We start from the raw sequence: 23,909 nt of genomic DNA on the forward strand, positions 1-23,909 counted from the left end.
CGCGCCAGCTGGTGAAGATCGGTCGGGAGCTTGCCGATGCTGACCTGATCGCGATCTCGGCACCGAACGGGAAGGTCCGCTCGCCGTTCGCGCCGAAGCAGATCGCGTCGATGCACAGCTGGGCGAACTCGCTCACCACCGTCAGGAAGCGACAGAACGCGCAGGCTCTTCTCGGGCTGGCCGGCGGCGCCGGTCTGACCGCCGCCGAGATCGTCGAAGTCCGTGTCTCTGACATCCTGCGCGAGGGTGACGTCGTGTTCGTGGCGGTCTCGGGGAAGAGAGCCCGTCGCGTGCCCGTGCGGCATGCATGGGCCCGGGTGCTGCTGCGCAGCATCGAGGGTCGTCTAGACGCGAGCGAGCGTGTGTTCCGCGGCCCGCGGATCGAAGAGTATCCGCCGCGCATCATCCAGTCGTTCCTCACCGACCACCCCGCCCCCGTACGCCCGACTCCGGCAGCGCTGCGCGCGGCATGGTTGCTGCACCACATCAACAACAATGTCCCACTGCAAGTGCTCCGCGACGTCGCCGGGATCGAGCACTACGCGACCCTCGTGCGCTACTACCAGCACGCACACGTGCTCGACGTCAACGACTTCACCGCGCAGCTCGTCGGAGCGGAGGTCACCCGATGATCTCCACCGACATCGACTACTACCGCGCCTCAAACGATGAGGAGTGCGGCATCACCGAGACGGAGATCCTCGGCCGCGGCCGCAACCTGCAGAAGTTCGACGACTCCACCGTCACGGTGTTCGAGACCCGCGTTCGGCAGTCCGGGATCCTCGAGCAGCTCGACCGCTGGGCAGCTGAGGACTCCAACGCTGAGGGCATGGGCGGCCGCCCCGCGATGATCTCTATCCGCGCTCTCCTCGTCGCCCTCCTGCTCCTCGCCCACGAGGGCTCGCCGCTGCACATTCGACGCGCGGCGTACGTGCTGCAACACCGACTCTCCGCACCGTCGCGCGAGCTTCTGGACCTTCCCGAGTCGCCGGTGAGCTTCGCCACCCACATCCCCACGACCAAGCGCTGGTACACGAACACGATCCGCGCATTCTACCGGATGAAGAAGCTGATGGACCCGTACCCGCAGGAGCTCTACACCGCCAAGACCTACACGCAGATACAGGAGATCCTGCGAAACCACGACGAACAGCGTGCCGAGAAGTACAAGGCACGGCTCGACGAGTACACCCGGCTGTTCATTCGCATGACGTTCATGGCGCAGCCCCGCGCCGTCCGACGCGCCACAAAGCAGATGGATGTCGCGTTCGACCAGACCTACATCGGCACCCCGACGACCAGGGGCTACAGCCGCAAGCACCTTGCGAGCAAGGTCAAGGCCGAACGCGGAGCCAACCTCGGCGAGAGGAGCCCAGGTCCCGTGAACGCCTTTGCCGGGTGGCACGTGAAGAGCGGCAAGGGCGAGCGAGTCGACAACCAGAAAGGCGAGATCGACCAGACCGCTCCCGGACGCGGCGAATGGGCGAACTACGACTGGGGCTGGGTGGCGAACCTCGCCGTCCGCGTTGACGCAGAACAGCCCGGGTCCAAGCGCTTCCGCCACCTCGTGGTCGCCGCATCGCTCAGCATCCCGAACATGGAGGTCGCCGAAGAAGGAACGCGCCTGCTCGAATCGGCACCGACCCTCGATCTCGCCCCCGGCATCGCGGACGCCGACAAACAGCACTGGGCAAACGCCAAGCCGTTCCGCCTGCTGAAGCCCGCGTTGAAGATCGGGTTCACCCCGTCGACCGACTACCGCAGCGACCGCGTCGGCGTGAGGGGCGGCGAACACGGCGGGCTGTTCGTCGAAGGCGACGTCTACTGCCCCAGCACCCCGGCACCGCTCCTGAACGCGACGAAAGACTTCCTCGACAAGCAGATCGACGTCGAGACGTATCGCGCACGACTCGAAGAGCGGAAGGCCTACCGCCTCCACGTGAAGGACAAGGCAAAAGGCAACGGCAAGGTCCTGTTGCGGTGCCCCGCCCTGGGTCCCAGCCCCACGGTGACCTGCCCACTGCGAGAGATGATGCGCACAGCCGCCAAGAAGAACCGCCCCGCAGTGGAGCCGGAGACGCTGGAAGAGGAGTTCCTTGACACCATCTGCAAGCAGCACTCCGCAGCCTTCGACCTCACCGAGATGCAGGCGCCGCAGCAGGCCTTCGACTACGGCAGCGAAGAATGGGAGACATTCCACGACCACGCCCGTAACTCCGTCGAGTCCGAGAACGAGCAGCTCAAGGCATCCGGCGACGAGGACATCGCAACCGCGCGCCGCCGCCGCGTCCGCGGAATCGCCGCAGCACAGATCCTCGTCACGCTCCTCATCGTCAACCACAACCTTCGCAAGATCGCCGCCTTCCTCAGCGACCAAGAGATCGAACGTGCACGCACCTCCCCGCGCGTGCAAACCCTCCGCCGCCGAGACCGTGTCTGGGCCAACCGGTACACCAAGACCACCGGCAGCGGCGACCTCACCATCCCCCGGGGCGGCCAAACAGCAACATCAGCTCCCCCAGGCAACCCGGACGGCGGCATTCTCACGATGATGCCGATGCGCACATGACCCTCTGCGCTCGCTGATCACACCGCCGGCAGCACGGCCGGCACGCTCTCTGCTACACCAAGACAATCGAACGCGCCCGAAAACCGGGCGCGTTTCTGCTTTCACCGTAGAAACCGTCCGACGCGGTCAATGTGAATCACCGTCGGACTTCGAAAGCACGAAAAAAGGAAGGGCGCCTGCTCGAAGCAGGCGCCCTTCCCTTTTATCCAGCTGTTCTGCAATCAGTTTTGCCAACAGCCCATTCGGTCGGGCTGACAGGATTTGAACCTGCGACCCCTTGACCCCCAGTCAAGTGCGCTACCAAGCTGCGCCACAGCCCGTGGCAGTCCGCGCTTTCGCGCGGGCAACTCCACTATCGTAGCCGACGGATTCGGCCACCGCGAACCGGCACCGCCGGGCGTGGCGGACGCCGTCTCGAGCATGCATCCGTTGCCGATGTCCACACCCCGGCGTAGCGTGCCGGCATGGCGAGGATCATCACAGAACCGGCCACGATCGCCCGATGGGACGACGTGCAGCACTCCCTCTCCGGCGGCGGCGACGGCGTCGGCTGCCAGTGCATCTGGCCCATCGTGCGCAACAGGGTCTGGCAGACGACGACACCCGAGCAGCGACGCGACATGCTGCGGGACGAGATCGCGTCCGGCCCTCCCCCGGGGCTCATCGCGTACGCCGACGGCGAGGCTGCGGGATGGGTCCGGGTCGGACCGCGCACCGTGCAGCAGCGCATCCTGCACACCCGCGCCATCGTCTCCGCGACCACCGAACCACTCGATGACGAGTCGGTATGGGCGGTCACGTGCTTCGTCGTCCGGCGGGAGCATCGCGGGAGGGGACTTACCGCTCGACTGCTGGCATCCGCTCTCGACTACGCCCGCGAGTCCGGCGCACGCCTGATCGAGGCGTATCCGGTCGACACCTCCACCGGCTCGCACCGATCGAACGACCTGTACCACGGCACCGCCACCACCTTCCTCGCGGCCGGTTTCGAACGAGGCCGCGACCTCACCGCACGGCGAGTCCTGATGACGCGCGGGCTGGCCGACTGATCGTGGAGCGCTCAGGCGCTACGGTAACCGCATGAGCACCACGCATCCGACCATCGAAGATCCGGAACTCGGCATCCTCTCCCGCGCCGAGACCACGCTCGACGATGGCGACGTCGTCACGCACGACTGGTTCTCGGGTGCGCTGACGATCGACGGTCGCGAGATCGAGCTGATGATCGACGGCGCCGACGTCGAAGCGGTGCGCACGCTCGTCCCCCGCGCGCACCGTGTGGTCGAGGATCTCGATGAGATCCGGCGCCGGGCATCCGACGCTGTCATCACCCACTTCAGCGACAGCGCGCCGTCCACCACCGAGCTCGATGAGGGAGCCGCCGATCTCGTGCTCGACACCGTCGAGATCACCGACGACGCGACGGTGCTGCACTTCACCGACTCGTGCGGGCGGCACTTCCCCGAGGGGTACTGGCCCGCCGTGCACCTCGGCGTCGACGGCAGCATCGGCGAGGTCACGGTCGAGGGCTGATCGCTCCTCACCCCTGTTTCCGACCGATGATGGATGCCATGAAACCCGTGCGCGTCGACAGCTGGCTGTGGGCGATACGCATCTACAAGACCCGTTCGGCCGCCACGACGGCATGCCGTGCCGGTCACGTGCGTGTCGGCGGCGAGCGCACGAAGGCCGCGCAGACGGTGAAGCCGGGCGACGAGGTGCGGGTGCGCATGTCGGGGTTCGATCGGATCCTCGTCGTCAAGCAGACGCTGTCGAAGCGCGTCGGCGCCCCCGTCGCGGTGACGGCGTACGAGGACCGCACTCCCCCTCGCGAGCCGTCGGCCATGCTGGCCGTGCGCGACCGTGGAGCCGGGCGGCCGACCAAGCGCGAGAGGCGCGAGATCGACCGGCTGCGCGGTCGGGATTCGCACGAGGACTGACCCCGAGTTATCCACAGATCCGTACCGACCCCGACGAATGTCGTAGGTATGTTCTAATCTGGATGCATGGACGACGGGTGGAACGCACTGATCGAACGGCGCACGGCGCTGCTCGACGAGTGGTCGGCCAAGCAGCGCGAGATCGCGATGCTGCAGGCCGAGGCGTCGACGCTGCTCGCCCGCCGGTGGGAGCTCTGGCAGGAAGAGGTGGCGGCCGCTCCGCAGCATCGGGATGCCATCGAGCGCTCGATGATGGCCGAGTACTCGGCCGCAGGCCACGTGTCGCAGGGTTCGATGACCTTCGCGTTCACCGACGCTCATCTGCTGGCGACCGAGTTCGGCGCGGTGCGTGAGTCGTTCGCGGCCGGTCGGATCACGCCGGGGCATGTGCGGGAGATCCTGCGCGAGGCCGCGCCTGTTCACGAGGCGATCGAGACGGGTGTCGTCGAGGCCGGCACCCTGATGCTCTACGAAGCTGCGGCTCTCGAGACAGCGGAGAACGACACCGCAACGCGCACCCGCGCGCAGGCGCGACGCCTCGCCGCCGCGCTAGCCGGGTCGACCGTCGTCGAGCAGCATGAGCGAGCCGCCACCGAGCGCACGATCACCGTGCGCTCGATCGGCGACGGGCTCGTGCTTCTGCAGGCGGTGCTGCCCGAGCACCTGGGACTGGCCATCGTCGACCGGCTCACCAAGATGGCTCGGCATATGCTGAAGCACCCGGAAGATCGCCGACCGGAATTCGGTCCGTCGGAGCCGGAAGAAGTCGGCCTCGACCCCGAGACCCTGCTTCCGGTGGGCGACGGGATGCCGGACGCCGATCCGACCGAGGGCGCGATCTTCGGATCGCACACCTTCACCGCCGATCCGTTCGATCTGCCTCCCGACCCGAGATTCCACGACGACAGCCCGTGCATCATCCACGTGCCGGATGACGCAAGGACGATGGATCAGCTGCGCGCCGACCTGTTCACCGACCTGCTGCTCGCGTCGACGCCGACCGAGGCGCACGGTACGGGGCTCGAGAGCATCCGCGCGACGATTCAGGTGACGGTCGCCGCCACGACGCTCGCCGGCGAAGACGATCGCCCTGCCGAGCTCGATGGAGTAGGGCCGCTGCTGCCCGAGGTGGCGCGGTCACTCGCCGGCCAGCGCACCGGCTGGACTCGCCTCTTCCTCGATCCCTCCGGAATGGTGGTCGAGACCGACACATACACCCCGACCGAGCAGATGCGGCGATTCCTGCGAGCGCGTGACCAGTACTGCCGCTTCCCGGGATGCCGTACCCCGATCCACCGGTGCCAGACCGACCACAACGAGGATTGGGCCCTGGGCGGGAAGACGCACATCGACAATCTCGCGCACTTCTGCGGCAGACATCATCCGATCAAGCACCCCGACATACCCGACAGTCATCGGTGGTACGCCCGTCAGCTTCCGGATCGCTCGGTCGAATGGATCAGTCCGAACGGACGCCGCTATCGAGACAGACCCAGCCGGCGAGTGATGTTCGTGCCGTCTGTCGAGCCTCCGGATGCACCGGGTGCGCCGCACGAGGTCGATCAGGATCCGACCGAGCGGCCGCCGTTCTGATCGAGAGCCTTCGCAGGTCAGCCGCGGGCATCCATCTCGCGCAGCAGCCAGCCGGCCGACTCGACTCGAGCGTCGACCTCGTCGAGTCGCACGGCCAGGCCCCGGTCGCTGGTCACGGCGATCACCTCGGAACCGTCTGCGACGAGACGGCGGGCCTCCTCGACGATCGCATCATCTCCGGCCCCGGCGGCTCGCACGATTGCGACGCGGGCCCCGTGTGCCTGATGCCGGGCATCCGGGATCGCGCGCGCCGCGCCCTCGACGACCATCGACACGGGCGGGAACCAGCGGTCGGCCTCGAGGCCGAGCGATCCGGCGTCCACGCCGTCCGCGGCCCAGCTCGACAGCCGCTCATGCAGGCGCGTCGCGGCACCCGCGCGGTCCTTCCACCAGCCGTCTGGCACCGACCCCGCGACGTTCGCTGCGTCCACGACGATCGCGGGGTGCACGCTCAACAGCGAACGCAGCAGGGGCCACGACGCGGCGAAACCGGGGTGCAGCGGACGCCTGTCGACCTCCTCGACCGGCACCCACTCCAGGGCGAGGCTCTCGGGATCGCTGATCACCGGATCGAACGGCGCGAGAACGTCGGCGACGACGGTCGTGTACGACCAGATCTGCAGGTCGAGCACCCGCGCGAACCGCGCGTGCAGCGCGCCGTCGGGAATACCCGCCTCCTCCTGCGCCTCCCGCAGGGCGCCGTCGAGTGCGGACTCGCCCTCGTGCAGCGCCCCTCCGGGAATGCCCCAGGTGCCGCCGAAATGACTCCATCCGACGCGGTGCTGCAGCAGCACCCCACGCTCAGGATCGACGGCGAGCACGCCCGCCGCTCCGAACCTGCCCCAGTACTTCTCGCCCGTCGGCGCGACGACCCACGCATCACCCGCGTTCTGCGGGCCGAGCGGGCGTCGCGGCTCATCAGGGGCCGGGGGAACGATCGTCACTCCCCCAGCTTTTCATGTCGTGACGCCCTTCGGCGCGAGCAGGTCGAGAAGAGTCAGCGTGCGCCGACCGCCGTCCCCGCACGCAGGCGCGACGCGGCGAGCTCCTCTGCGGCGAGCAGCGGCGTCACGCCGCGGGCATCCGCGTCGTCGAGGATCCGGCGCACCGTGTCGCCGATCCCGGCGACACGGTGCATGATCTCCTCGCTGGAGCCGATGCGCTTCGCCTCGAGGTCGAGATAGATCACTCCGCCGGCGTTCACGACGAAGTCGGGCGCGTACAGCACACCGCGCTGCGCGAGCCGATCGGCACCCGAACGATCGGCGAGCGGGTTGTTCGCCGGGCCGCACACGGCCTTCACGTCGAGGGCGTCGATGATCTCGTCGGTCAGCACGCCGCCGATCCCGGCGGGCACGAACACGTCGCCGGCGACGAGATGCTCGGCGCCCGGCTCGACCCAGGTCGCACCGATCTCGTCGGCGAACGCCCGGCGCGCGGGGTTGATGTCGGTGACGGTCAGCTGCGCGCCCTGCTCGGCGAGTCGCACCGCCAGGCGGCCACCCACCTGACCGAGACCGGAGATCGTGATGCGCCGCCCGGCAGCATCCGCCGATCCGGTCACCCGCTCGAGAACCGCCTGCAGCGAGGCGTACACCCCGAGGCTGGTGGGGCCTGCCGGCTCCCCCGATCCGCCGACGGCGGAGGGCAGGCCGACGACGTGCTGCGTGCGCTCGCTGACCGTCAGCATGTCATCGGTCGTCGACCCGACGTCCTCCGCGGTGCGGTACAGACCGCCCATCAGCTCGACGGCGTCGCCGAGGTCGAGGAACGCGTCCCGACGACGCTCGGCGTCGAGGGTCTCGCCGGGCGCGAGCCCGATCACCGACTTGCCGCCCCCGGCATCCAGCCCCGCAGCGGCGTTCTTCAGCGTCATCGCCGCCGACAGCCGCAGCGCGTCGCCGAGGGCGTCGCTCCAGTGCGGGTAGGTCCACAGCCGCGCGCCGCCCAGGGCGGAGCCGAGAACCGACGAATGCAGCGCCACGGCGATGAACAGCCCGCTGCGTCGTCCGGTCGTCACCTCCACGCGCTCGTGGGTGAAATCGGGCAGGGGCAGCGTGTGCGACATTGCATCCTCGAATCGTGCGGGGCCTCGTGGGCGATGCGTCGGATGCCGCGGTGTTGCGGCACCCGACGCCATTATCCCTTCGACGGGCTCAGGGACCCAAGAGCCGTGCTCGAGGAGCCGACCGATCAGCGCTGTCGGCGCTCGCGCACCCGCATGTTGATGACGATCGGGGTTCCCTCGAACTCGTACAGCTCACGCAGGCGACGCTGCACGAACCGGCGGTAGCCCGGGTCGAGGAATCCGGTCGTGAAGAGCACGAACGTCGGCGGACGCGTCGACGCCTGGGTGCCGAACAGGATGCGCGGCTGCTTGCCCCCACGCAGCGGGTGCGGGTGCGCGGCGACGAGCTCGGTGATGAACGCGTTGAACTTGCCGGTGGGGATGCGGCGGTCCCAGTTCTCGAGCGCCTGCTCGAGAGCGGGCACGAGCTTGTCGAGGTGCCGACCGGTCTTCGCGGAGATGTTCACCCGCGGAGCCCACGCGACGTGCGCGAGGTCCTGCTCGATCTCGCGCTCGAGGTAGCGGCGACGATCGGAGTTCTCCATGTCGTCGTCAGACAGGCGATCCCACTTGTTGAACGCGAGCACGAGCGCACGGCCCGACTCAAGCACCATGTCGATGATGTTCAGGTCCTGCACGCTGATCGACTGCGAGACGTCGAGCACGACGACGGCGACCTCGGCCTTCTCGAGGGCGGCCGAGGTGCGCAGCGACGCGTAGAAGTCGGCTCCCTGCTGCAGGTGCACACGCCGACGGATGCCCGCGGTGTCGACCAGACGCCACATCCGGCCGCCCATCTCGACGATCTCGTCGACCGGGTCGCGGGTGGTGCCGGCGAGGTCGTTCACGACCACGCGCTCCTCGCCCGCGGCCTTGTTCAGCAGCGACGACTTGCCCACGTTCGGGCGCCCGATGATGGCTACGCGACGCGGGCCGCCGATCTCCGCCTTCGCGACAGCCGACACCTCGGGCAGCTTCGCGATCACGAGGTCGAGCAGGTCGGCCACGCCGCGGCCGTGGATGGCCGAGACGGGGCGCGGCTCGCCGAGGCCGAGGTTCCACAGGGGTGCAGCCTCGGGCTCCTGGCGCGCGTCGTCGATCTTGTTCGCGACGAGGAAGATCGGCTTGCCGCTCTTGCGCAGCAGCTTGACGACGTGCTCGTCGGTGGACGTGGCGCCCACCTTCGCGTCCACGACGAACAGCACCATGTCGGCCAGGTCGATCGCGACCTCCGCCTGGGCGGCGACCGAGCGATCGATGCCCTTGGCGTCCGGCTCCCACCCGCCGGTGTCGACGAGCGAGAAACGACGGTCGTTCCACTCGGCCTTGTAGGTCACCCGGTCGCGCGTGACGCCCGGGGTGTCCTCCACGACCGCCTCGCGGCGGCCGAGGATGCGGTTCACGAGCGCCGACTTGCCCACGTTCGGGCGGCCGACGATCGCCACCACGGGCAGAGCCGGCGAGTACTCGATGCCGTCCTCACCGAGGGCGATGCCCTCCAGCAGCGCGGCGTCGTCTTCTTCCAGCTCGTAGTCGGTGAGCGACGCGCGCATCGCCGTGGCGCGCTGCTCGGCGAAGTCTTCGTCGAGCGAGGCCATCTTCTCGGCGAGATCGTCCGGGGCGCCGGTGTACTCTTCATCGGCCATGTTCAAGCTCCTCTGTCAGCGTCGCGCCGCTGGGCGATCACCGTGAGCACGGCGTCGATGGTCTGCGCGAAATCAAGTTCGGTGGAGTCGACCACGTCAACGCCTTCGGCGGCGTTGAGGAAGTCGACGACGGTGCTGTCGGATGCGTCGCGCTTATGCAGCGCCTCCGCGACGACCGCGGCGTTCTCGCCGGCGAGCTCGCCGGCGCGCCGGGCGGCGCGCACCTCCGGCGCTGCGGTCAGCAGGATCCGCACGGGCGCGTCCGGCGCCACGACGGTGGTGATGTCTCGTCCTTCGACGATCACGGCCGGGTACTCCGACTCGGCGACGATGCGGCGGAACATCTCGTTCACCTGCACGCGGATCTCGGGCACGCGGGCGACGCCGCTGACGGCATTCGACACGCGCGGCTCCCGGATGGCCGCGGTCACGTCCACGTCGCCGACGCGCACGATCCGGTCGTCGGGGTCGAGTCCCTGCGAGAACGGGAAGGCGGATGCCGCGGCGCGAACCGCATCGGCATCGACCGTGTCGTCTCCGCGGTCGAGGACGTGCCAGGCGAGCGCCCGGTACGCGGCCCCGGTGTCGAGGTAGCCGTAGCCCTCGCGGCGGGCGATCTCCTTCGACACGCTGGACTTGCCGGAACCGGCGGGTCCGTCGATCGCGATGAACTTCGAAGCATCAGTCATTGGTGTTCCCCGCAATCCGCCAGCCACGTTCTTCCAGTCCTTCGATGGCGCCGCGCAGCGAAGCGGGAGCCACGCTGATCTCGGCGAGACCGAACTGGGCGCCGGGCGAGTGCTCCAGACGCAGGTCCTCCACGTTCACGCCCAGCTCGCCGAGCTCGCCGAACAGGCGGCCCAGCTGGCCGGGGGTGTCGTCGACCATGACGACCATGGTCTCGAAGCGACGGTTCTGCCCGTGCTTGCCCGGCAGCCGCTCGACGCCCTCGTTCCCCTGGCGGATGGCGTCTGCCACCGCACGGCGGGCACCGGGCGCGTCCGGTGCCCGCAGCGCGTCGGCGACCTCCCTGAGGTCGCCGGCGAGGGCATCGAGCAGCTCGACGACCGGCGCGGCGTTCGCGCCGAGGATCTGCACCCACAGCTCGGGCGCCGAGGCGGCGATCCGGGTCGTGTCGCGCACGCCCTGGCCGGCAAGGCGCAGCGAGCCCTCGTCGGCCTCGGCCAGGCGACCGGCGAGCAGGCTCGCGACCACCTGCGGGACGTGCGAGGTCAGCGCGACGGCGCGATCGTGCTCCTGCGGCGTCATCTCGAGCAGCAGTGCGCCGACGTCGAGCGCGAGCGCCTCGACCAGAGCGAGGTCGGCGGGGCGCGTCTGCTCATCGCGGCAGACCACCCACGGCCGGCCGATGAACAGGTCGGCGCGTGCGGAGATCGCTCCCCCGCGCTCGCGCCCGGCGAGCGGGTGTGAGCCGATGTAGCGGGTGAGGTCGATGCCGCGGCGGCGCAGCTCGTCGAACGGCTCGAGCTTCACACTCGCGACGTCGGTGACGACGGCATCCGGATGCGCGGTCAGCTCGGCCTCGATGACGTCGGCGGTGACGTCCGGCGGGACGGCGACGACGATCAGCCGCGGTGCGTCGTCTTCACGTGCGGCGCGCCCTGCCCCGTAGTCGATCGCGAGCCGCAGCTGCGACGGCGAGGCGTCGGCGAGCACGACGTCGACGCCCTTGGCGCGCAGCGCGTGACCGATGCTGGCGCCCAGAAGCCCGGCCCCGACGACGCGCACCGTCCCCGAGAGCCGCGCGGCGTTCTGCCTCGCGCGCGCATCGTGGGAATCGCTCACTCGTTCTCCTGAGGGCTGTCGTGCGCTCGACGCTGCTCGGAGGCAGCGGGCGCCGGGGAATCCTGGCGCGACAGGGTCAGCAGTGCGCCTCGTTCGATTTTAGTCAGCTCGCGCGCCTTGCCCACCGGGAGAGTTCCCAGGTGCAGCGGCCCGAACTGCCGGCGCACCAGCTCGTCCACCGGATGCCCGACCGCAGCCATCATGCGACGCACGATGCGGTTGCGGCCGGAGTGCAGCGTGAGCTCGACCAGGCTCGACCCCAGCGACACATCGAGGAGGCGTGCCTTGTCGGCCTTGATCGGGCCGTCCTCGAGCTCGATCCCGCGGGTCAGCTGGGCGATCGTCTGCGCGGTGACGGTGCCGGACACCTTGGCGATGTACACCTTCGTGACGCCGAACGACGGGTGCGCGAGCACGTGGGCAAGGTCGCCGTCGTTGGTGAGGATCAGCAGGCCGCTGGTCTCGGCATCCAGTCGCCCCACGTTGTACAGTCGCTCGGGCCACTCCTTCGTGAAGCGGCGCAGGTCGGGCCGGCCGTTCTCGTCTTTCATGGTGCTGACCACGCCGGTCGGCTTGTTCAGCATCACGTAGCGCTTCGACACGTCGAGCTGCACAGCGGTGCCGTCGACATCGATCAGGTCGGTGTCGGGGTCGATGCGGGTGCCGAGCTCGGTGACCGTCCTGCCGTTGACGCGGATGCGCCCCTCGACGATGTACTGCTCGATGACGCGGCGAGAGGCCACACCGGCGTTCGCGAGCGCTTTCTGCAGCCGGATGCCCTCGGGCTGGTCCATCGGGGGTCGGTCAGTGCTCATCGGATCATTCCCTCTTCGAATCCGTCGGCGCCGTCGTCGAGCAGCGGCGAGATGGGCGGCAGCTCGTCGATCGAGTTGATGCCGAGGTGCTGCAGCAGCTGGTCTGTGGTGCCGTAGTTGATCGCGCCGGTCTCGGAGTCGGTGAACAGCTCGGTGATGAGCCCGCGCGCGAGCAGCGTGCGCACCACCGAGTCGACGTTGACGGCGCGGATGGATGCCACCTGCGCGCGGGTCACGGGCTGCTTGTAGGCGATCACGGCGAGCGTCTCGAGAGCCGCCTGGGAGAGGCGCGCCGGCGCCTGACCGCCGACGAAGTCCGCGACCAGGTCGTCGTGGTCGTCGCGCACGTACAGCCGCCAGCCGCCCCCGACCTCGCGCAGCTCGAACCCGCGGCGCGGACCGCGGCCGCGGCCGTCGTAGTCCGCGACCAGCTGCTCGAGCACCTGCCGCACCGCGGGCACGGGCGCGTGCACGGCAGCGGCCAGAGCGACGAGCGAGATCGGCTCGTCGACGATCAGCAGGATCGCCTCGACGCGCTCGGCGAGCGGCGGGCCCTGGGGCGCGTCGCTCGCTGATTCCTGAGGGGAATCCGGTTCTGCGACGGGATCCACGGCGCGGGCATCCGTCTCATCGGTCATAGTCAGCTCCCAACGTGGCCAGCTGCTCATCCGACCAGCTCTCCGCAGACCAGCGCAGAGTCAGCTCGCCCAGCGGCTCGAGCTGCTCGAACGACAGCGCGGCGTGACGGTACAGCTCGAGCACCGAGATGAAGCGGGCGACGACGACGCCGGGCTCGCTGACGCCCGCGACGAGCTCACGGAAGGTCAGCGACTCGGTGCTGCGCAGCAGCGTCACGACGATCGCGGCCTGCTCGCGGATGCTCACCAGCGGCGCGTGCAGATGGTCGAGCCCGACCGTCGGCAGCTCCTTCGGAGTGAACGCCATCAGGGCCAGCGCGGCGAAGTCGGCCGGCGTCAGCGTCCAGACCAGCTCGGGCGTCCAGCTGCGATGCTTCTCGTCGAGCGGCACGGCGCGCACGTGCCGGCGGTCCTCGCGCTGCAGGCAACGGGCGAACCACGCCGAGACCTCCTTGAACGCGCGATACTGCAGCAGACGGGCGAACAGCAGGTCGCGTGCCTCGAGCAGCGCCACCGATTCGGCATCCACCAGCTCCCCCTGCGGCAGCAGCCCGGCGATCTTCATGTCGAGCAGGGTCGCGGCCACGACGAGGAATTCGGATGCCTGGTCGAGTTCGGCGTCGCCGTCGAGCTCTCTCAGGTACGAGATGAACTCGTCGGTGACGCGGCTCAGAGACACCTCGGTGATGTCGAGCTCGTGCTTGGAGATGAGGGTGAGCAGCAAATCGAACGGGCCGTCGAAGTTCGACAGCGAGACCCGGAACGCGTCGACCGGCTCAGCGCCGCGAACGGCGTCGGCTTGCCTCAGATCCTCAGGCGACGGCGCCACGGGCGACCAGCTCCCGCGCCAGTCGCAGGTACGCCTGTGCTGCGGCGTGCTCGGGCGCGAACTCGGTGATGGGAACGCCCGACACCGACGCGTCGGGGAACTTCACGGTGCGACCGATCACGGTCTCGAGCACGTCGTCGCCGAAGGCCTCGACCACGCGTTCGAGCACCTCACGCGAGTGCAGCGTGCGCGGGTCGTACATGGTGGCGAGCAGTCCGTCGAGCTCGATGGCGGGGTTGAGCCGGTCGCGGACCTTGTCGATGGTCTCGATCAGCAGCGCCACACCGCGCAGGGCGAAGAACTCGCACTCGAGCGGGATGAGCACGCCGTGTGCCGCGGTCAGCGCGTTCACCGTGAGCAGGCCGAGCGACGGCTGGCAGTCGATGAGGATGACGTCGTACTCGCCCGACACGTGCCGCAGCACCCGGGAGAGGATCGTCTCGCGAGCCACCTCGTTGACGAGGTGCACCTCGGCTGCGGACAGGTCGATGTTCGCCGGCAGCACGTCGAGGTTGGGCACCGCCGAGTGCACGATCGCCTCACGCGGGTCGCGCTTGGTGTCCAGCAGCAGGTCGTACACGGTGGGCACGTCGTGAGTCTGGATGCCCAGGCCGGCCGACAGCGCACCCTGCGGGTCGAAGTCGACGGCGAGCACCCGACGGCCGTACTCGGCGAGGGAGGCGGCGAGGTTGATCGAGGTCGTCGTCTTGCCGACGCCACCCTTCTGGTTGCACAGCGCGATGATGCGCGCCGGGCCGTGCGAGGCGAGCGGCGCGGGTGTGGGGAACCCCTGGTAGGGACGACCGGTCGGGCCGATGGGGGTGTCGTCACCCTTCGTCGCCTTCGACCTGCTCTTCGTCACCTTGTCCGCCATCCTTCTCCTTCGTGCTCGCTCGATTGTATCCGCCGGGCGGCCTCGAGCCGGGTCGGCACGCGGCGAACGGTCAGCGCGCCCGCGGGTGCGACGTCGCGTACACGTCTCGCAGGGCATCCACCGACACGTGCGTGTAGATCTGGGTCGTCGCCACCGAGGCGTGGCCGAGCAGCTCCTGCACGACGCGCACGTCCGCACCGCCCTGCAGCAGGTGCGTCGCGAAACTGTGCCGCAGGGTGTGCGGCGACACCTCGGCGTCGATCTGGGCGCGTTCAGCGGCGGCGCGGATGACGAGCCAGGCGCTCTGCCGCGACAGCGGCGCCCCTCGCGCGCCCAGGAACAGGCGGGCCGTCGCCCTGCCTTTCGCCGCCAGCCCGGGGCGCGCCCGGGTGAGGTAGGCGTCGACGGCGGCGCGCGCGTACGACCCGACCGGCACGATGCGCTCCTTGTCGCCCTTGCCGCGCAGCCGCAGCACGTCACCGTAGGCCAGGTCGTCGACGTCGAGCGAGACGGCCTCCGACACCCGCGCCCCCGTCGCGTACAGCAGCTCGAGCAGCGCGCGATCGCGCATCCCGATCGGCTCGTCCGCCGACGGGGCGGCGAGAAGACGCTCGACCTGCTCGATGGTGAGCGCCTTGGGCAGACGTTGCGGCGCCTTGGGGGGGCGCAGCCGTCCGGTCGGATCGGCGGTCTCGATCCCCTCCCTGACGAGGAAGCGGTGCCACCCCCGCACCGCGGACTGCAGCCGCGCGAGGCTGGTCGCCGCCGGCGGAGGGTCGGCGCCGGCGCGGTCGGCGATGAACGCCGTCACGGTGCGCGGGTCGATGGCATCCGTGGTCTCGATGCCCTGCTCGCTCAGCCAGTCGACGTAGCCGGCGAGGTCTCGCCGGTAGGCGGCGACCGTGTGCTCGGAGAGGCCGCGCTCGATCGTGACGTGACGCAGGTACGCGTCGAGTGCCCGCTCGAGCCGCACGTCAGCGCTCGTCGAGCAGCCGCCCGGCGCGCAGGCGGCGCTCGGCGGCGAGGACGCCGATGCTCAGGATGCCGTTGTGCAGCCGGCCGGCGAGAACCCCGTCGGCCGCATCCGAGAGCGGCACCCACTCCACGCGGATGTCGGCCTCCTCGTCCAGACGCTCGTGCGGGTCCGCATCGGAGAGCCCGGTCGCGAGATAGATGTGGATCATCTCGTCGTTGCCACCGGGTGTCGTCCACGCCGAGACGAGGTGCTCCCAGTGCTCGGCGACGATGTCGGCCTCTTCGGCGAGCTCGCGCTGGGCGGCTCGGGTCGGGTCCTCACCCGGCACGTCGAGCAGGCCGGCGGGCAGCTCCCAGTCGCGGTGACGGATCGGATGCCGGTACTGCTGGATCAGCAGCACCCGCTCGCGCTCGTCGAGCGCGACGACGGCGACGGCACCGGTGTGCGCGACGTACTGCCGACGGATCTCGCCGTCGCCGTAGCGCACCCGGTCATCGCGGACATCCCAGACCGCGCCGTGGAACGCGAGGTCGCTGGAGAGGACCTCGGGCTCGAACGGCTCGTCTGCCAGAGAGTCGTCCGACCGACTCGATGACGGCCCGTCAATGGGGGCCCCGTGCCCGGAGGCTCCGGGCGACGCGACAGCGGCGGCTGGAGTGGGCATCAGGATCAGGCGTCTTCGGTGAACAGCTCGCTGGCGCGGTGGCGCTCGATGGCCGCACCGACCAGACCGCGGAACAGCGGGTGCGGTGCGGTGGGGCGCGAGCTGAGCTCGGGGTGCGCCTGGGTGGCGATGTAGAACGGGTGCACGTCGCGGGGCAGCTCGACGTACTCGACGAGGTCGAGGTCGGGGTTCACGCCCGAGAACACCAGACCGGCCTCGGCCAGACGCGGCCGGTAGGCGTTGTTCACCTCGTAGCGGTGACGGTGGCGCTCGGCGGCCGTCGGCGCGCCGTACAGATCACGGGCGAGCGAGCCTTCGGCGAGGGCGGCCTCGTAGAGGCCGAGGCGCATGGTGCCGCCCAGGTCTCCCCCGTCGAGGATCTCGATCTGCTCGGCCATGGTCGCGACGACCGGCTCTGCGGTGTCGGGATCGAACTCGGTCGACGAGGCGCCCTCGATGCCGGCGACGTCACGCGCGTACTCGATGACCATGCACTGCAGACCCAGGCACAGGCCGAGCGTCGGGATGCCCTGCTCGCGCGCGAACTTCAGCGCGCCGAGCTTGCCCTCGATGCCGCGGATGCCGAAGCCCCCTGGCACGCAGATGCCGTCGACGTCGCCGAGGGCCTTGGCGGCACCCTCCGGCGTCTGACAGGAGTCGGACGGGATCCAGCGGATGTTGACCTTCGTCTCCTGCGCGAAGCCGCCGGCCTTGAGCGCCTCGGTGACCGACAGGTACGCGTCAGGCAGGTCGATGTACTTGCCGACCAGGCCGATCGTGACCTCGTGCTTCGGGTTGTGCACCGCGTGCAGCACGGTGTTCCAGCGCGTCCAGTCGACCTCACCTGCGCGGCCGAGACCGAGGCGACGGATGATGTACGCGTCGAGGCCCTGGTCGTTGAGCGTCGACGGGATGTCGTAGATGCTCGGCAGGTCGACGGTGTTGATGACGCCCTCGGCGTCGACGTCGCACATCAGGGCGATCTTGTTGCGGTTGCTCGCGCTGACCGGGCGGTCGCTGCGCAGCACCAGGGCGTCGGGCTGGATGCCGACCTGGCGGAGCGCCGCGACGGAGTGCTGGGTCGGCTTGGTCTTCTGCTCGCCGGAGGCGCCCATGAAGGGAACGAGCGAGACGTGTACGAAGAAGACGTTGTCGCGACCCAGCTCGTGACGCAGCTGGCGGGCCGCCTCGAGGAAGGGCTGCGACTCGATGTCGCCGACCGTGCCGCCCACCTCGGTGATGATGATGTCGGGCTGCGGCTCTTCGGTGGCCTGCAGGCGCATACGGCGCTTGATCTCGTCGGTGATGTGCGGGATGACCTGCACGGTCGCACCCAGGTAGTCGCCACGGCGCTCGTTGGCGATGACCTCGGAGTAGATCTGCCCGGTGGTGACGTTGGCCGCGCGCGACAGGTTGATGCCGAGGAAGCGCTCGTAATGTCCGATGTCGAGGTCGGTCTCCGCGCCGTCGTCGGTGACGAACACCTCGCCGTGCTCGAACGGGTTCATGGTGCCCGGGTCGACGTTGAGGTACGGGTCGAGCTTCTGCATCACCACGCGGAGCCCGCGGGCGGTGAGCAGGTTGCCGAGACTGGCTGCGGTGAGCCCCTTGCCCAACGAGGAAACGACACCGCCCGTCACGAAGATGTGCTTCGTGGTGAAGGAGCTGGTGTCGTTGTCTGGCGCCGCAACTGAAGAGTTCATCACGGGCTTTTATCCTATCAGTTGATCGCCGAGCCGAGGCTCAGCAGTTCGCGGGCGTGGGTGAGCGCGGCGTCGGAATCGGTGAGCCCGGAGAGCAGGCGGGCCATCTCGGCCTCGCGCTGCGCGCCGTCCAGCCGGGTGACGCTGGAGGCGGTCACCGCGCCGTCGTTCGACTTCACGACCGAGAGGTGGTTGTTCGCGAACGCGGCGACCTGAGCGAGGTGGGTGACGGCGATCACCTGCGAGTTCCGGGCCAGCTGGGCGAGCCTGCGGCCGACCTCGATGGCGGCGGCGCCTCCGATACCGGCATCCACCTCGTCGAAGACGAACGTCGGCACCGGGTCGGTGCCCGCGATCACGACCTCGATCGCGAGCATCACCCGCGACAGCTCGCCACCCGAGGCGCCCTTCGACACCGACCGGGGTTCGGCACCGGGGTGCGGGGCGAGCAGGATGGCCACGTCGTCGCGCCCGTGCGCGGACTCCGCCCCGGGCGAGACGCGTGCCTCCAGCGTCGCATCGGGCATGGCGAGGGCGTGCAGTTCCTCGGTGACCGCAGCGGAGAGCCGCACGGCGGCGGCGGTGCGCACCTCGGTGAGGGCTGCGGCGGCTTCATCCAGGGCTGCGCGGGCGCTGTCGGCCTCGGCGGCGAGCCGTTCGACGCGGTCGCCGTCGTCGTCGAGCTCGGCGAGGCGCAGCGACCCCGTCTGCCAGATCTGCAGGGCCTCATCGAGTGAGCCGTGCTGTCGGATCAGGCCACCGAGCGCGGCACGACGCTCTTCGACGGCGGCGAGCTCGTGCGGGCCCGACTCGTTGAGGTCGGCGAGATAGCCGGAGAGCTGCTGGGCGAGATCCGCGGCGCGATAGCCCAGATCGGCCAGCGCCTCGGCTATCCCGGTGAGCGTCGGGTCGGCGCTGCGCTCGAGCGAGCGTCGCGCCTCGGCGAGCAGAGCCGTGACGTCGGGGTCGCCCTCCTCGCTCGACAGCGCGGATCGGGCGACGGATGCCGACAGCCGCAGCTCCTCGGAGTTGGCGAGGCGCTCGGCGCGCTCGTTCAGCTCGACGTCCTCGCCCGGCTGCGGATCGATCTGCTCGATCTCGGTGAGCTGATCGCGCAGCAGAGCCGCCTCGGCCGCGCGCCGGTCGCGGTTCTCGGTGAGTTCGGTGATCTGAGCATCCAGCTCCCGCCACCGGCTGAAGCGCTCCCGGTACGTCGCCAGGGCAGCAGCGATCGGCTCGCCGCCGAAGCGATCGAGGGCGTCGCGCTGGGCGGCGGCGGAACGCAGCCGCAGCTGATCGGACTGCCCGTGCACGACGACGAGCTCCTCGGCGAGCGATGAGAGCACGCCGGCGGGGGCGGGACGGCCGCCGACGCTCGCGCGGCTGCGCCCCTCGGCGCTGAGCGTGCGCGAGACGTACAGTTCCGCAGCGTCCCCCGCGGGCTCGAGTTCGCCGCCGGCGTCGGTGACGATGTCGGCCACCGGTCCCTGCGGCGGCACCGTCCAGACCCCCGCGACGGATGCCTGCGCAGCCCCCGCGCGGATCGCCGAGGAGTCGGCCCTGGCCCCCAGCAGAAGACCGAGGCCCGTGACGACCATGGTCTTGCCTGCGCCGGTCTCGCCGGTCACCGCGGTGAACCCGGCGCCGAGCGGCAGCACGGCGTCGTCGATGACACCGAGACCGCGGATGCGCATCTCGTCGATCACGACGCCCCCCGCCACCCTGCGACCGGCAGCTGGAACTTGCGCACCAGCCGATCGGTGAACGCGGTCGGATGCAGACGGGCCAGCCGCACCGGCTGGGACGAGCGGCGCACGACGACGCGCGCGCCCGGCGGCAGCTCGTGCGACCGGCGGCCGTCGCACCACAGGATGCCGCTGCCGTCGGTGCGCTCGAGCATCTCGATCGCGACCGACGCCTCCGGACCCACCACGAGCGGTTTGGCGAAGAGGGCGTGCGCCGACAGCGGGACGACGGCGATGGCCTCGACGGTCGGCCAGATGACGGGTCCACCGGCGGAGAAGTTGTAGGCCGTCGAGCCGGTCGGGGTCGAGACGACCATGCCGTCGCAGCCGAAGCTCGACAGCGGACGACCGTCGATCTCGATGACCACCTCGATCATGCGCTCGCGGCTGGCCTTCTCGACGGTCGCCTCGTTGAGCGCCCATGTCTCGTAGACGACGGCACCGTGCGCATCCTTCACCCGCACCGAGAGGGCGAGGCGCTCCTCGACGTCGTAGTCGCGGTCGATGACCCTGGCGACGGCGGCGTCCATGTCGTCGCGATCGATCTCGGCGAGGAATCCGACGTGGCCCATGTTGATCCCCAGCACCGGGGCGCCCGAGCCGCGCACGAGCTCCGCCGCGCGCAGGATCGTGCCGTCGCCGCCGAGGACGATGGCGAGCTCGAGGTCATCGGTCGCGACATCGGCGCCGAGCAGGGCGACGTCGGCGAAGCGCTCGTCGAGAGCGACGAACTCGCGGTGATCCTCGGCCGGCAGCACGGGGGTCGCCCCTGCGCCTCGCAGCGCGTCGACGACGCGCAGCGCCGCGGCGACCGTGTCCTGCCGTTTGGCGTGGGCGACGACCAGGATGGGGCGCGCGTTCATCGTCCTCCTGCCACGTGTGCGATCTGCTCCGACCATTCTGACGGATCCGTTCCCCGCCCGGGCGCGAGGTGCACGAGGTACTCGGCGTTGCCGTGCGTGCCGAGGATCGGCGAGGGCAGGATGCCGAGCATCCCGAGGCCGGCGTCGTGTGCGCTCCACAGCGTGCGCTCGACGGCGTCGAGTCTGGCCGCGGCGCTGGTGACGAGGCCGCCCTTCACCGCGGTGCGGCCGACCTCGAACTGCGGCTTGATGAGCAGCACGACGTCGGCATCGCCCGCGATCGTCTCGGCGACAGCCGGCAGCACGAGGTCGAGCGAGATGAACGACAGGTCTCCGACGGCGAGGTCGGGACGCTGGGCCTCACCTGTGGCGTCCGCAAGCGAGGTCGCGGTCATGTGGCGCACGTTGAAGCCCTCGACCGCGGTGACGCCCGGGTCGGCGGCGATCTGCGCGGCGAGCTGCCCGTGTCCGACGTCGACGGCGAGGACCCGCCGTGCACCGCGCTCGCGCAGCACCTGGGTGAACCCGCCGGTGGAGGCTCCCATGTCGAGGGCGAGACGCCCGTCGACGAGGATCGCGAAGCCGTCGAGCGCGGCGATCAGCTTGTGGGCGGCTCGGCTGACGTAGTGGTCACCGCCGTCGACCCGGAGTTCGGCTTCGTCGGCGACGGGCGTGGATGCCTTGACGATGGTGCGTCCGTCGACGCTCACCAGTCCGTCGGCGATGAGGGATGCCGCGTGGGTGCGTGAACGGGCAAGACCCCGGGCCGCGAGGGCGGCGTCGAGGCGGGTCATCGGGTGCCGTGCGCCGAGTCGGTGCGCGGGGTGCTCTCGAGGCGCTTCATCAGCTCATCGTGCATCGCGCCGTACGCGTCGGCCCGGTCGGCGAGGGGCTGACTCTCGATCAGGCGCAGTCTGCTCCAGAGCGCATCGGTCGGCTCGTCTCGCGTGTGCTCCATCCGTCAACTGTAGCCCGCGGTGCCGACGCGGCAGCCGCGACTCTCAGGGCCTGTGGAAAGGATCGGCGTAGAGCTTCTCGGGCACACGGAAGGCGTAGATCGCGAGCCCCGTCGCCCAGATGGCCGTCGCTCCTGCGCGCAGCAGGTCGATCTGCGCCGAGCCCTCCGAAAGGATCTGCACGTCGCCGTTCGCGATGCGCACCGACGCGCCGTTGACGGTGAACACGCCGTCCTTCTCGGTCGTCGCGGGGTACGGCGCGTGCAGGTCGCGCAGGTCGGCGAGGATGTAATCGGGCCGCGACCCCTGCGGGGCGGCGAGCACATGCTTGGGACGGTCGATGCCGGTCAGCACGAGCGCCGAGTCGATACCGGCACGCACGGCGCCCATGATGTCGGTGTCGAGCCGGTCGCCGAGGAACAGCGGACGCTGCGCGTCGAAGCGCGCGATCGCCTCTTCGAAGATGGGCGTCTCGGGCTTGCCCGCCACGACCGACAGGCGGCCGATGGCCGTGTGCACCGCGGAGACCAGCGTGCCGTTGCCCGGGGCGACGCCGCGCTCGCGCGGGATGGTCCAGTCGGTGTTGGTGGAGATCCACGGGATCCCGCCCTCGTCCTCGGGCACCTTCAGCGCGAACGCCGCCTCGGCGAGATCGGTCCACGCGACATCCGGGCTGAACCCCTGCACGACGGCAGCCGGGGAGTCCTCCGCGCTGCGGGTGACCGTGTATCCGGCCTTCTCCGCCTCGACCACGAGCCCCTCTCCCCCGACGATCAGGATCGTCGCGGGCGCCGGCACCATCGTCGCGAGCAGGCGCATCGCCGCCTGGGGGCTGGTCACGACGTCAGCGGGCGCGACGCTCAGTCCCAGGCTGGTGAGGTGCTCGGCGACCGAGGCATCGGTGCGCGAGGCGTTGTTCGTGATGTAGCCGAGGCGCATCGCCTGAGCGACGCGGTTGAGGCTGTCCACCGCGTGCGGCAGCGCGTGCGGTCCTGCGTAGACGACCCCGTCGAGGTCGGCGAGGACCGCGTCGCGTCCGGTGAGTGGGGTGGATGCCTGGGTGGCGCGGCGGAACAGTGCCATCAGTGATCGGACTCCGAACGCTTTGGGGTCGAGGCTTCCTCGGACTCGGGCTGTGCCTCGGACTCGGGCACGGGCACGGACTCGGACTCGGACTCGGACTCGGGGTGTGCCTCGGGCTCGCGGGGCGAATCGGCAGAATCGACATCGTGCTCGGGTGCATCGGCGTCAGAACCGCTGCCAGCGTCGGTGTCGGTCTCGGTGTCGTTGACGTCCTCGACGTCCTCGACGAGGCCGTCTTCCACGATGATCTCGTCGAACTCGCCGTCGTGGCCGAGCGCGGCGGCCGCGACATCGGCGCGCTGCGCCCAGAACGCGGCTTCATCGGTGCGACCGAGGTCTTCGAGCACCGCGGCACGCGCCGAGAACAGCGCGGGGCTCCATTCGAAGGCGCGGTCGGGGTCGAGCTCGGGGATCTCCAGTTCACCGAGTGCGAGCTCCGTCTCGCCGCGGTCGAGTCGCGCGCCCGACATCGCGATCGCCAACGCCACGCGCACGGCCGGGCTGAGGGAGGCGCGATCGACTGCGCGTCCCTCCTCGAGGGCGCGGTCGGGGCGTCCGACACCGCGCTCGCTGTCGACGATGAGGGCGATCTGGTCGTCGTTGCCGGAGATGCGCCGGTACGTGCGCAGCTCTCGCAGGGCGAGCGCGAAGTCGCCGACGCCGTATGCCGTGATCGCGAGGGTCTCGCGCACGACGGCCACCCGACCAGCACGACGCGAGGCCGCGAGGGCGTGCTCGTGCGCGCGGGCGGGGTCGTCGTCGATGAGCTGCGCGACCATCGCGAGGTGACGCGCGACCTGTTCTGCATTCTCCTTGCTGAGGGTCTTCAGCTCGTTGCGTGCCGAGGGGTGCAGGTCGCGTGCGGTGATCTCGTCCGGCAGCGGCGGCTCGGGAATGCGCTCACGCACAGGAGCGAACTCGTTGACCGGGCGGTCGACGCCACCGCGCGGCCGGTCGCGGAACGAACCGCTGGAACCCTGGTCGCGATCCTGCCGCGGCCGGTCACCGTAGGGACGACGCTCACCCGACTGGCTCCGGTCGTTATAGGGGCGACGCTCACCCGACTGGGATCGATCCCCCGATGCACTGCGATCGCGACTCGGACGGCGATCGCCGCCGCGGCGCGGCCCGCGCGAAGGGC

Annotated in this window: 24 protein-coding genes and 1 tRNA gene; 6 read left to right on the forward strand and 19 right to left on the reverse strand. The window is 70.0% G+C overall.

Translation table 11 applies throughout. The features are described from left to right. Together BFN01_RS08490 and BFN01_RS08495 are read left to right on the forward strand one after the other, a co-directional pair. Positions 1–632, forward strand: a 632-nt coding sequence (locus BFN01_RS08490) for a tyrosine-type recombinase/integrase (RefSeq protein ID WP_143187205.1), incomplete at its 5' end; no start/stop codon positions are given. Continuing rightward, a complete protein-coding gene (locus BFN01_RS08495) occupies positions 629–2,569 on the forward strand; it encodes a hypothetical protein (protein ID WP_071643547.1) in 1,941 nt (646 codons plus the stop codon). The genes BFN01_RS08490 and BFN01_RS08495, both read left to right, overlap by 4 nt. A 246-nt stretch (positions 2,570–2,815) precedes the next feature. Here BFN01_RS08495 and BFN01_RS08500 read toward each other — a convergent pair. Then, positions 2,816–2,889, reverse strand: a tRNA-Pro gene (locus BFN01_RS08500). A 144-nt stretch (positions 2,890–3,033) separates the two neighbouring features. On the opposite strand from BFN01_RS08500, the gene BFN01_RS08505 reads away from it, so the two are divergent. The 4 genes from BFN01_RS08505 to BFN01_RS08520 all read left to right on the forward strand — a co-directional run bounded on the left by BFN01_RS08505 (position 3,034) and on the right by BFN01_RS08520 (position 6,102). Then, the gene (locus BFN01_RS08505; RefSeq protein ID WP_071643548.1) at positions 3,034–3,618 is read left to right on the forward strand and encodes a GNAT family N-acetyltransferase; all 585 of its coding nucleotides are present in this window, start codon (positions 3,034–3,036) and stop codon (positions 3,616–3,618) included. 31 nt (positions 3,619–3,649) lie between these two features. After that, on the forward strand, positions 3,650–4,102 hold the full coding sequence (locus tag BFN01_RS08510; RefSeq protein WP_071643549.1) for a hypothetical protein: 453 nt from the start codon (positions 3,650–3,652) through the stop codon (positions 4,100–4,102). A 38-nt stretch (positions 4,103–4,140) separates the two neighbouring features. Continuing rightward, positions 4,141–4,509, forward strand: a complete 369-nt coding sequence (locus BFN01_RS08515; RefSeq protein WP_225211419.1) for an RNA-binding S4 domain-containing protein — start codon at positions 4,141–4,143, stop codon at positions 4,507–4,509. A gap of 66 nt (positions 4,510–4,575) precedes the next feature. After that, the gene (locus BFN01_RS08520) at positions 4,576–6,102 is read left to right on the forward strand and encodes an HNH endonuclease signature motif containing protein (RefSeq protein ID WP_071643551.1); all 1,527 of its coding nucleotides are present in this window, start codon (positions 4,576–4,578) and stop codon (positions 6,100–6,102) included. A 17-nt stretch (positions 6,103–6,119) separates the two neighbouring features. On the opposite strand, the gene BFN01_RS08525 is transcribed toward BFN01_RS08520, so the two are convergent. From BFN01_RS08525 to BFN01_RS15830, 18 genes are all read right to left on the reverse strand, one after another. Beyond that, positions 6,120–7,046: an NUDIX domain-containing protein gene (locus BFN01_RS08525; protein WP_071643552.1), complete on the reverse strand. Its 927-nt coding sequence runs from the start codon at positions 7,044–7,046 to the stop codon at positions 6,120–6,122. Positions 7,047–7,099: 53 nt separating this feature from the next. Continuing rightward, entirely contained in the window at positions 7,100–8,170 is a 1,071-nt protein-coding gene (locus BFN01_RS08530) for a Glu/Leu/Phe/Val dehydrogenase family protein (protein ID WP_071643553.1), read from the reverse strand. Positions 8,171–8,295: 125 nt separating this feature from the next. Beyond that, positions 8,296–9,816, reverse strand: a complete 1,521-nt coding sequence (gene der, locus BFN01_RS08535) for a ribosome biogenesis GTPase Der (protein ID WP_071643554.1) — start codon at positions 9,814–9,816, stop codon at positions 8,296–8,298. Positions 9,817–9,818: 2 nt separating this feature from the next. Next, positions 9,819–10,505 (reverse strand): (d)CMP kinase, encoded by a 687-nt coding sequence (gene cmk, locus BFN01_RS08540; RefSeq protein WP_071643555.1) that lies wholly within the window; start codon positions 10,503–10,505, stop codon positions 9,819–9,821. Further along, positions 10,498–11,622, reverse strand: a complete 1,125-nt coding sequence (locus BFN01_RS08545) for a prephenate dehydrogenase (RefSeq protein ID WP_071643556.1) — start codon at positions 11,620–11,622, stop codon at positions 10,498–10,500. Before BFN01_RS08545 ends, cmk begins: the two co-directional genes overlap by 8 nt. Continuing rightward, positions 11,619–12,437, reverse strand: coding sequence for a pseudouridine synthase (locus tag BFN01_RS08550; RefSeq protein WP_083428730.1), 819 nt, complete (start codon positions 12,435–12,437; stop codon positions 11,619–11,621). The genes BFN01_RS08545 and BFN01_RS08550 overlap by 4 nt, the downstream gene beginning before the upstream one ends. Then, positions 12,434–13,075 (reverse strand): SMC-Scp complex subunit ScpB, encoded by a 642-nt coding sequence (scpB, locus tag BFN01_RS08555; protein WP_071643558.1) that lies wholly within the window; start codon positions 13,073–13,075, stop codon positions 12,434–12,436. Before scpB ends, BFN01_RS08550 begins: the two co-directional genes overlap by 4 nt. Continuing rightward, entirely contained in the window at positions 13,065–13,904 is an 840-nt protein-coding gene (locus BFN01_RS08560; protein WP_071643559.1) for a ScpA family protein, read from the reverse strand. Before BFN01_RS08560 ends, scpB begins: the two co-directional genes overlap by 11 nt. After that, a complete protein-coding gene (locus BFN01_RS08565) occupies positions 13,888–14,778 on the reverse strand; it encodes a ParA family protein (protein WP_071643560.1) in 891 nt (296 codons plus the stop codon). The genes BFN01_RS08560 and BFN01_RS08565 overlap by 17 nt, the downstream gene beginning before the upstream one ends. 70 nt (positions 14,779–14,848) lie before the next feature. Next, on the reverse strand, positions 14,849–15,751 hold the full coding sequence (xerD, locus tag BFN01_RS08570; protein ID WP_071643561.1) for a site-specific tyrosine recombinase XerD: 903 nt from the start codon (positions 15,749–15,751) through the stop codon (positions 14,849–14,851). Between the two features lies 1 nt (position 15,752). Beyond that, positions 15,753–16,418, reverse strand: coding sequence for an NUDIX hydrolase (locus tag BFN01_RS08575; RefSeq protein ID WP_083428731.1), 666 nt, complete (start codon positions 16,416–16,418; stop codon positions 15,753–15,755). A gap of 5 nt (positions 16,419–16,423) precedes the next feature. Then, positions 16,424–18,121: a CTP synthase gene (locus tag BFN01_RS08580; RefSeq protein WP_071643562.1), complete on the reverse strand. Its 1,698-nt coding sequence runs from the start codon at positions 18,119–18,121 to the stop codon at positions 16,424–16,426. Positions 18,122–18,138: 17 nt separating this feature from the next. Beyond that, positions 18,139–19,827 (reverse strand): DNA repair protein RecN, encoded by a 1,689-nt coding sequence (gene recN / locus BFN01_RS08585; protein WP_071643567.1) that lies wholly within the window; start codon positions 19,825–19,827, stop codon positions 18,139–18,141. Beyond that, positions 19,824–20,729 carry an NAD kinase gene (locus BFN01_RS08590; RefSeq protein WP_071643563.1) on the reverse strand — a complete coding sequence of 302 codons (906 nt, stop codon included), beginning with the start codon at positions 20,727–20,729 and terminating at the stop codon, positions 19,824–19,826. The genes recN and BFN01_RS08590 overlap by 4 nt, the downstream gene beginning before the upstream one ends. Continuing rightward, complete coding sequence (locus BFN01_RS08595; RefSeq protein WP_071643564.1) at positions 20,726–21,523, reverse strand: TlyA family RNA methyltransferase; 798 nt, start codon at positions 21,521–21,523, stop codon at positions 20,726–20,728. Before BFN01_RS08595 ends, BFN01_RS08590 begins: the two co-directional genes overlap by 4 nt. Continuing rightward, positions 21,520–21,687: a hypothetical protein gene (locus BFN01_RS15480; RefSeq protein WP_177243835.1), complete on the reverse strand. Its 168-nt coding sequence runs from the start codon at positions 21,685–21,687 to the stop codon at positions 21,520–21,522. Before BFN01_RS15480 ends, BFN01_RS08595 begins: the two co-directional genes overlap by 4 nt. Positions 21,688–21,730: 43 nt before the next feature. Continuing rightward, positions 21,731–22,768, reverse strand: a complete 1,038-nt coding sequence (locus BFN01_RS08600; RefSeq protein WP_071643565.1) for an HAD-IIA family hydrolase — start codon at positions 22,766–22,768, stop codon at positions 21,731–21,733. Then, the coding region (locus BFN01_RS15830; protein ID WP_256221089.1) for a hypothetical protein at positions 22,768–23,909 on the reverse strand (1,142 nt) is incomplete at its 5' end. The genes BFN01_RS08600 and BFN01_RS15830, both read right to left, overlap by 1 nt.

The organism is Microbacterium sp. AR7-10 (genome assembly GCF_001878835.1).
In the GTDB taxonomy this organism is placed as follows: domain Bacteria; phylum Actinomycetota; class Actinomycetes; order Actinomycetales; family Microbacteriaceae; genus Microbacterium; species Microbacterium commune.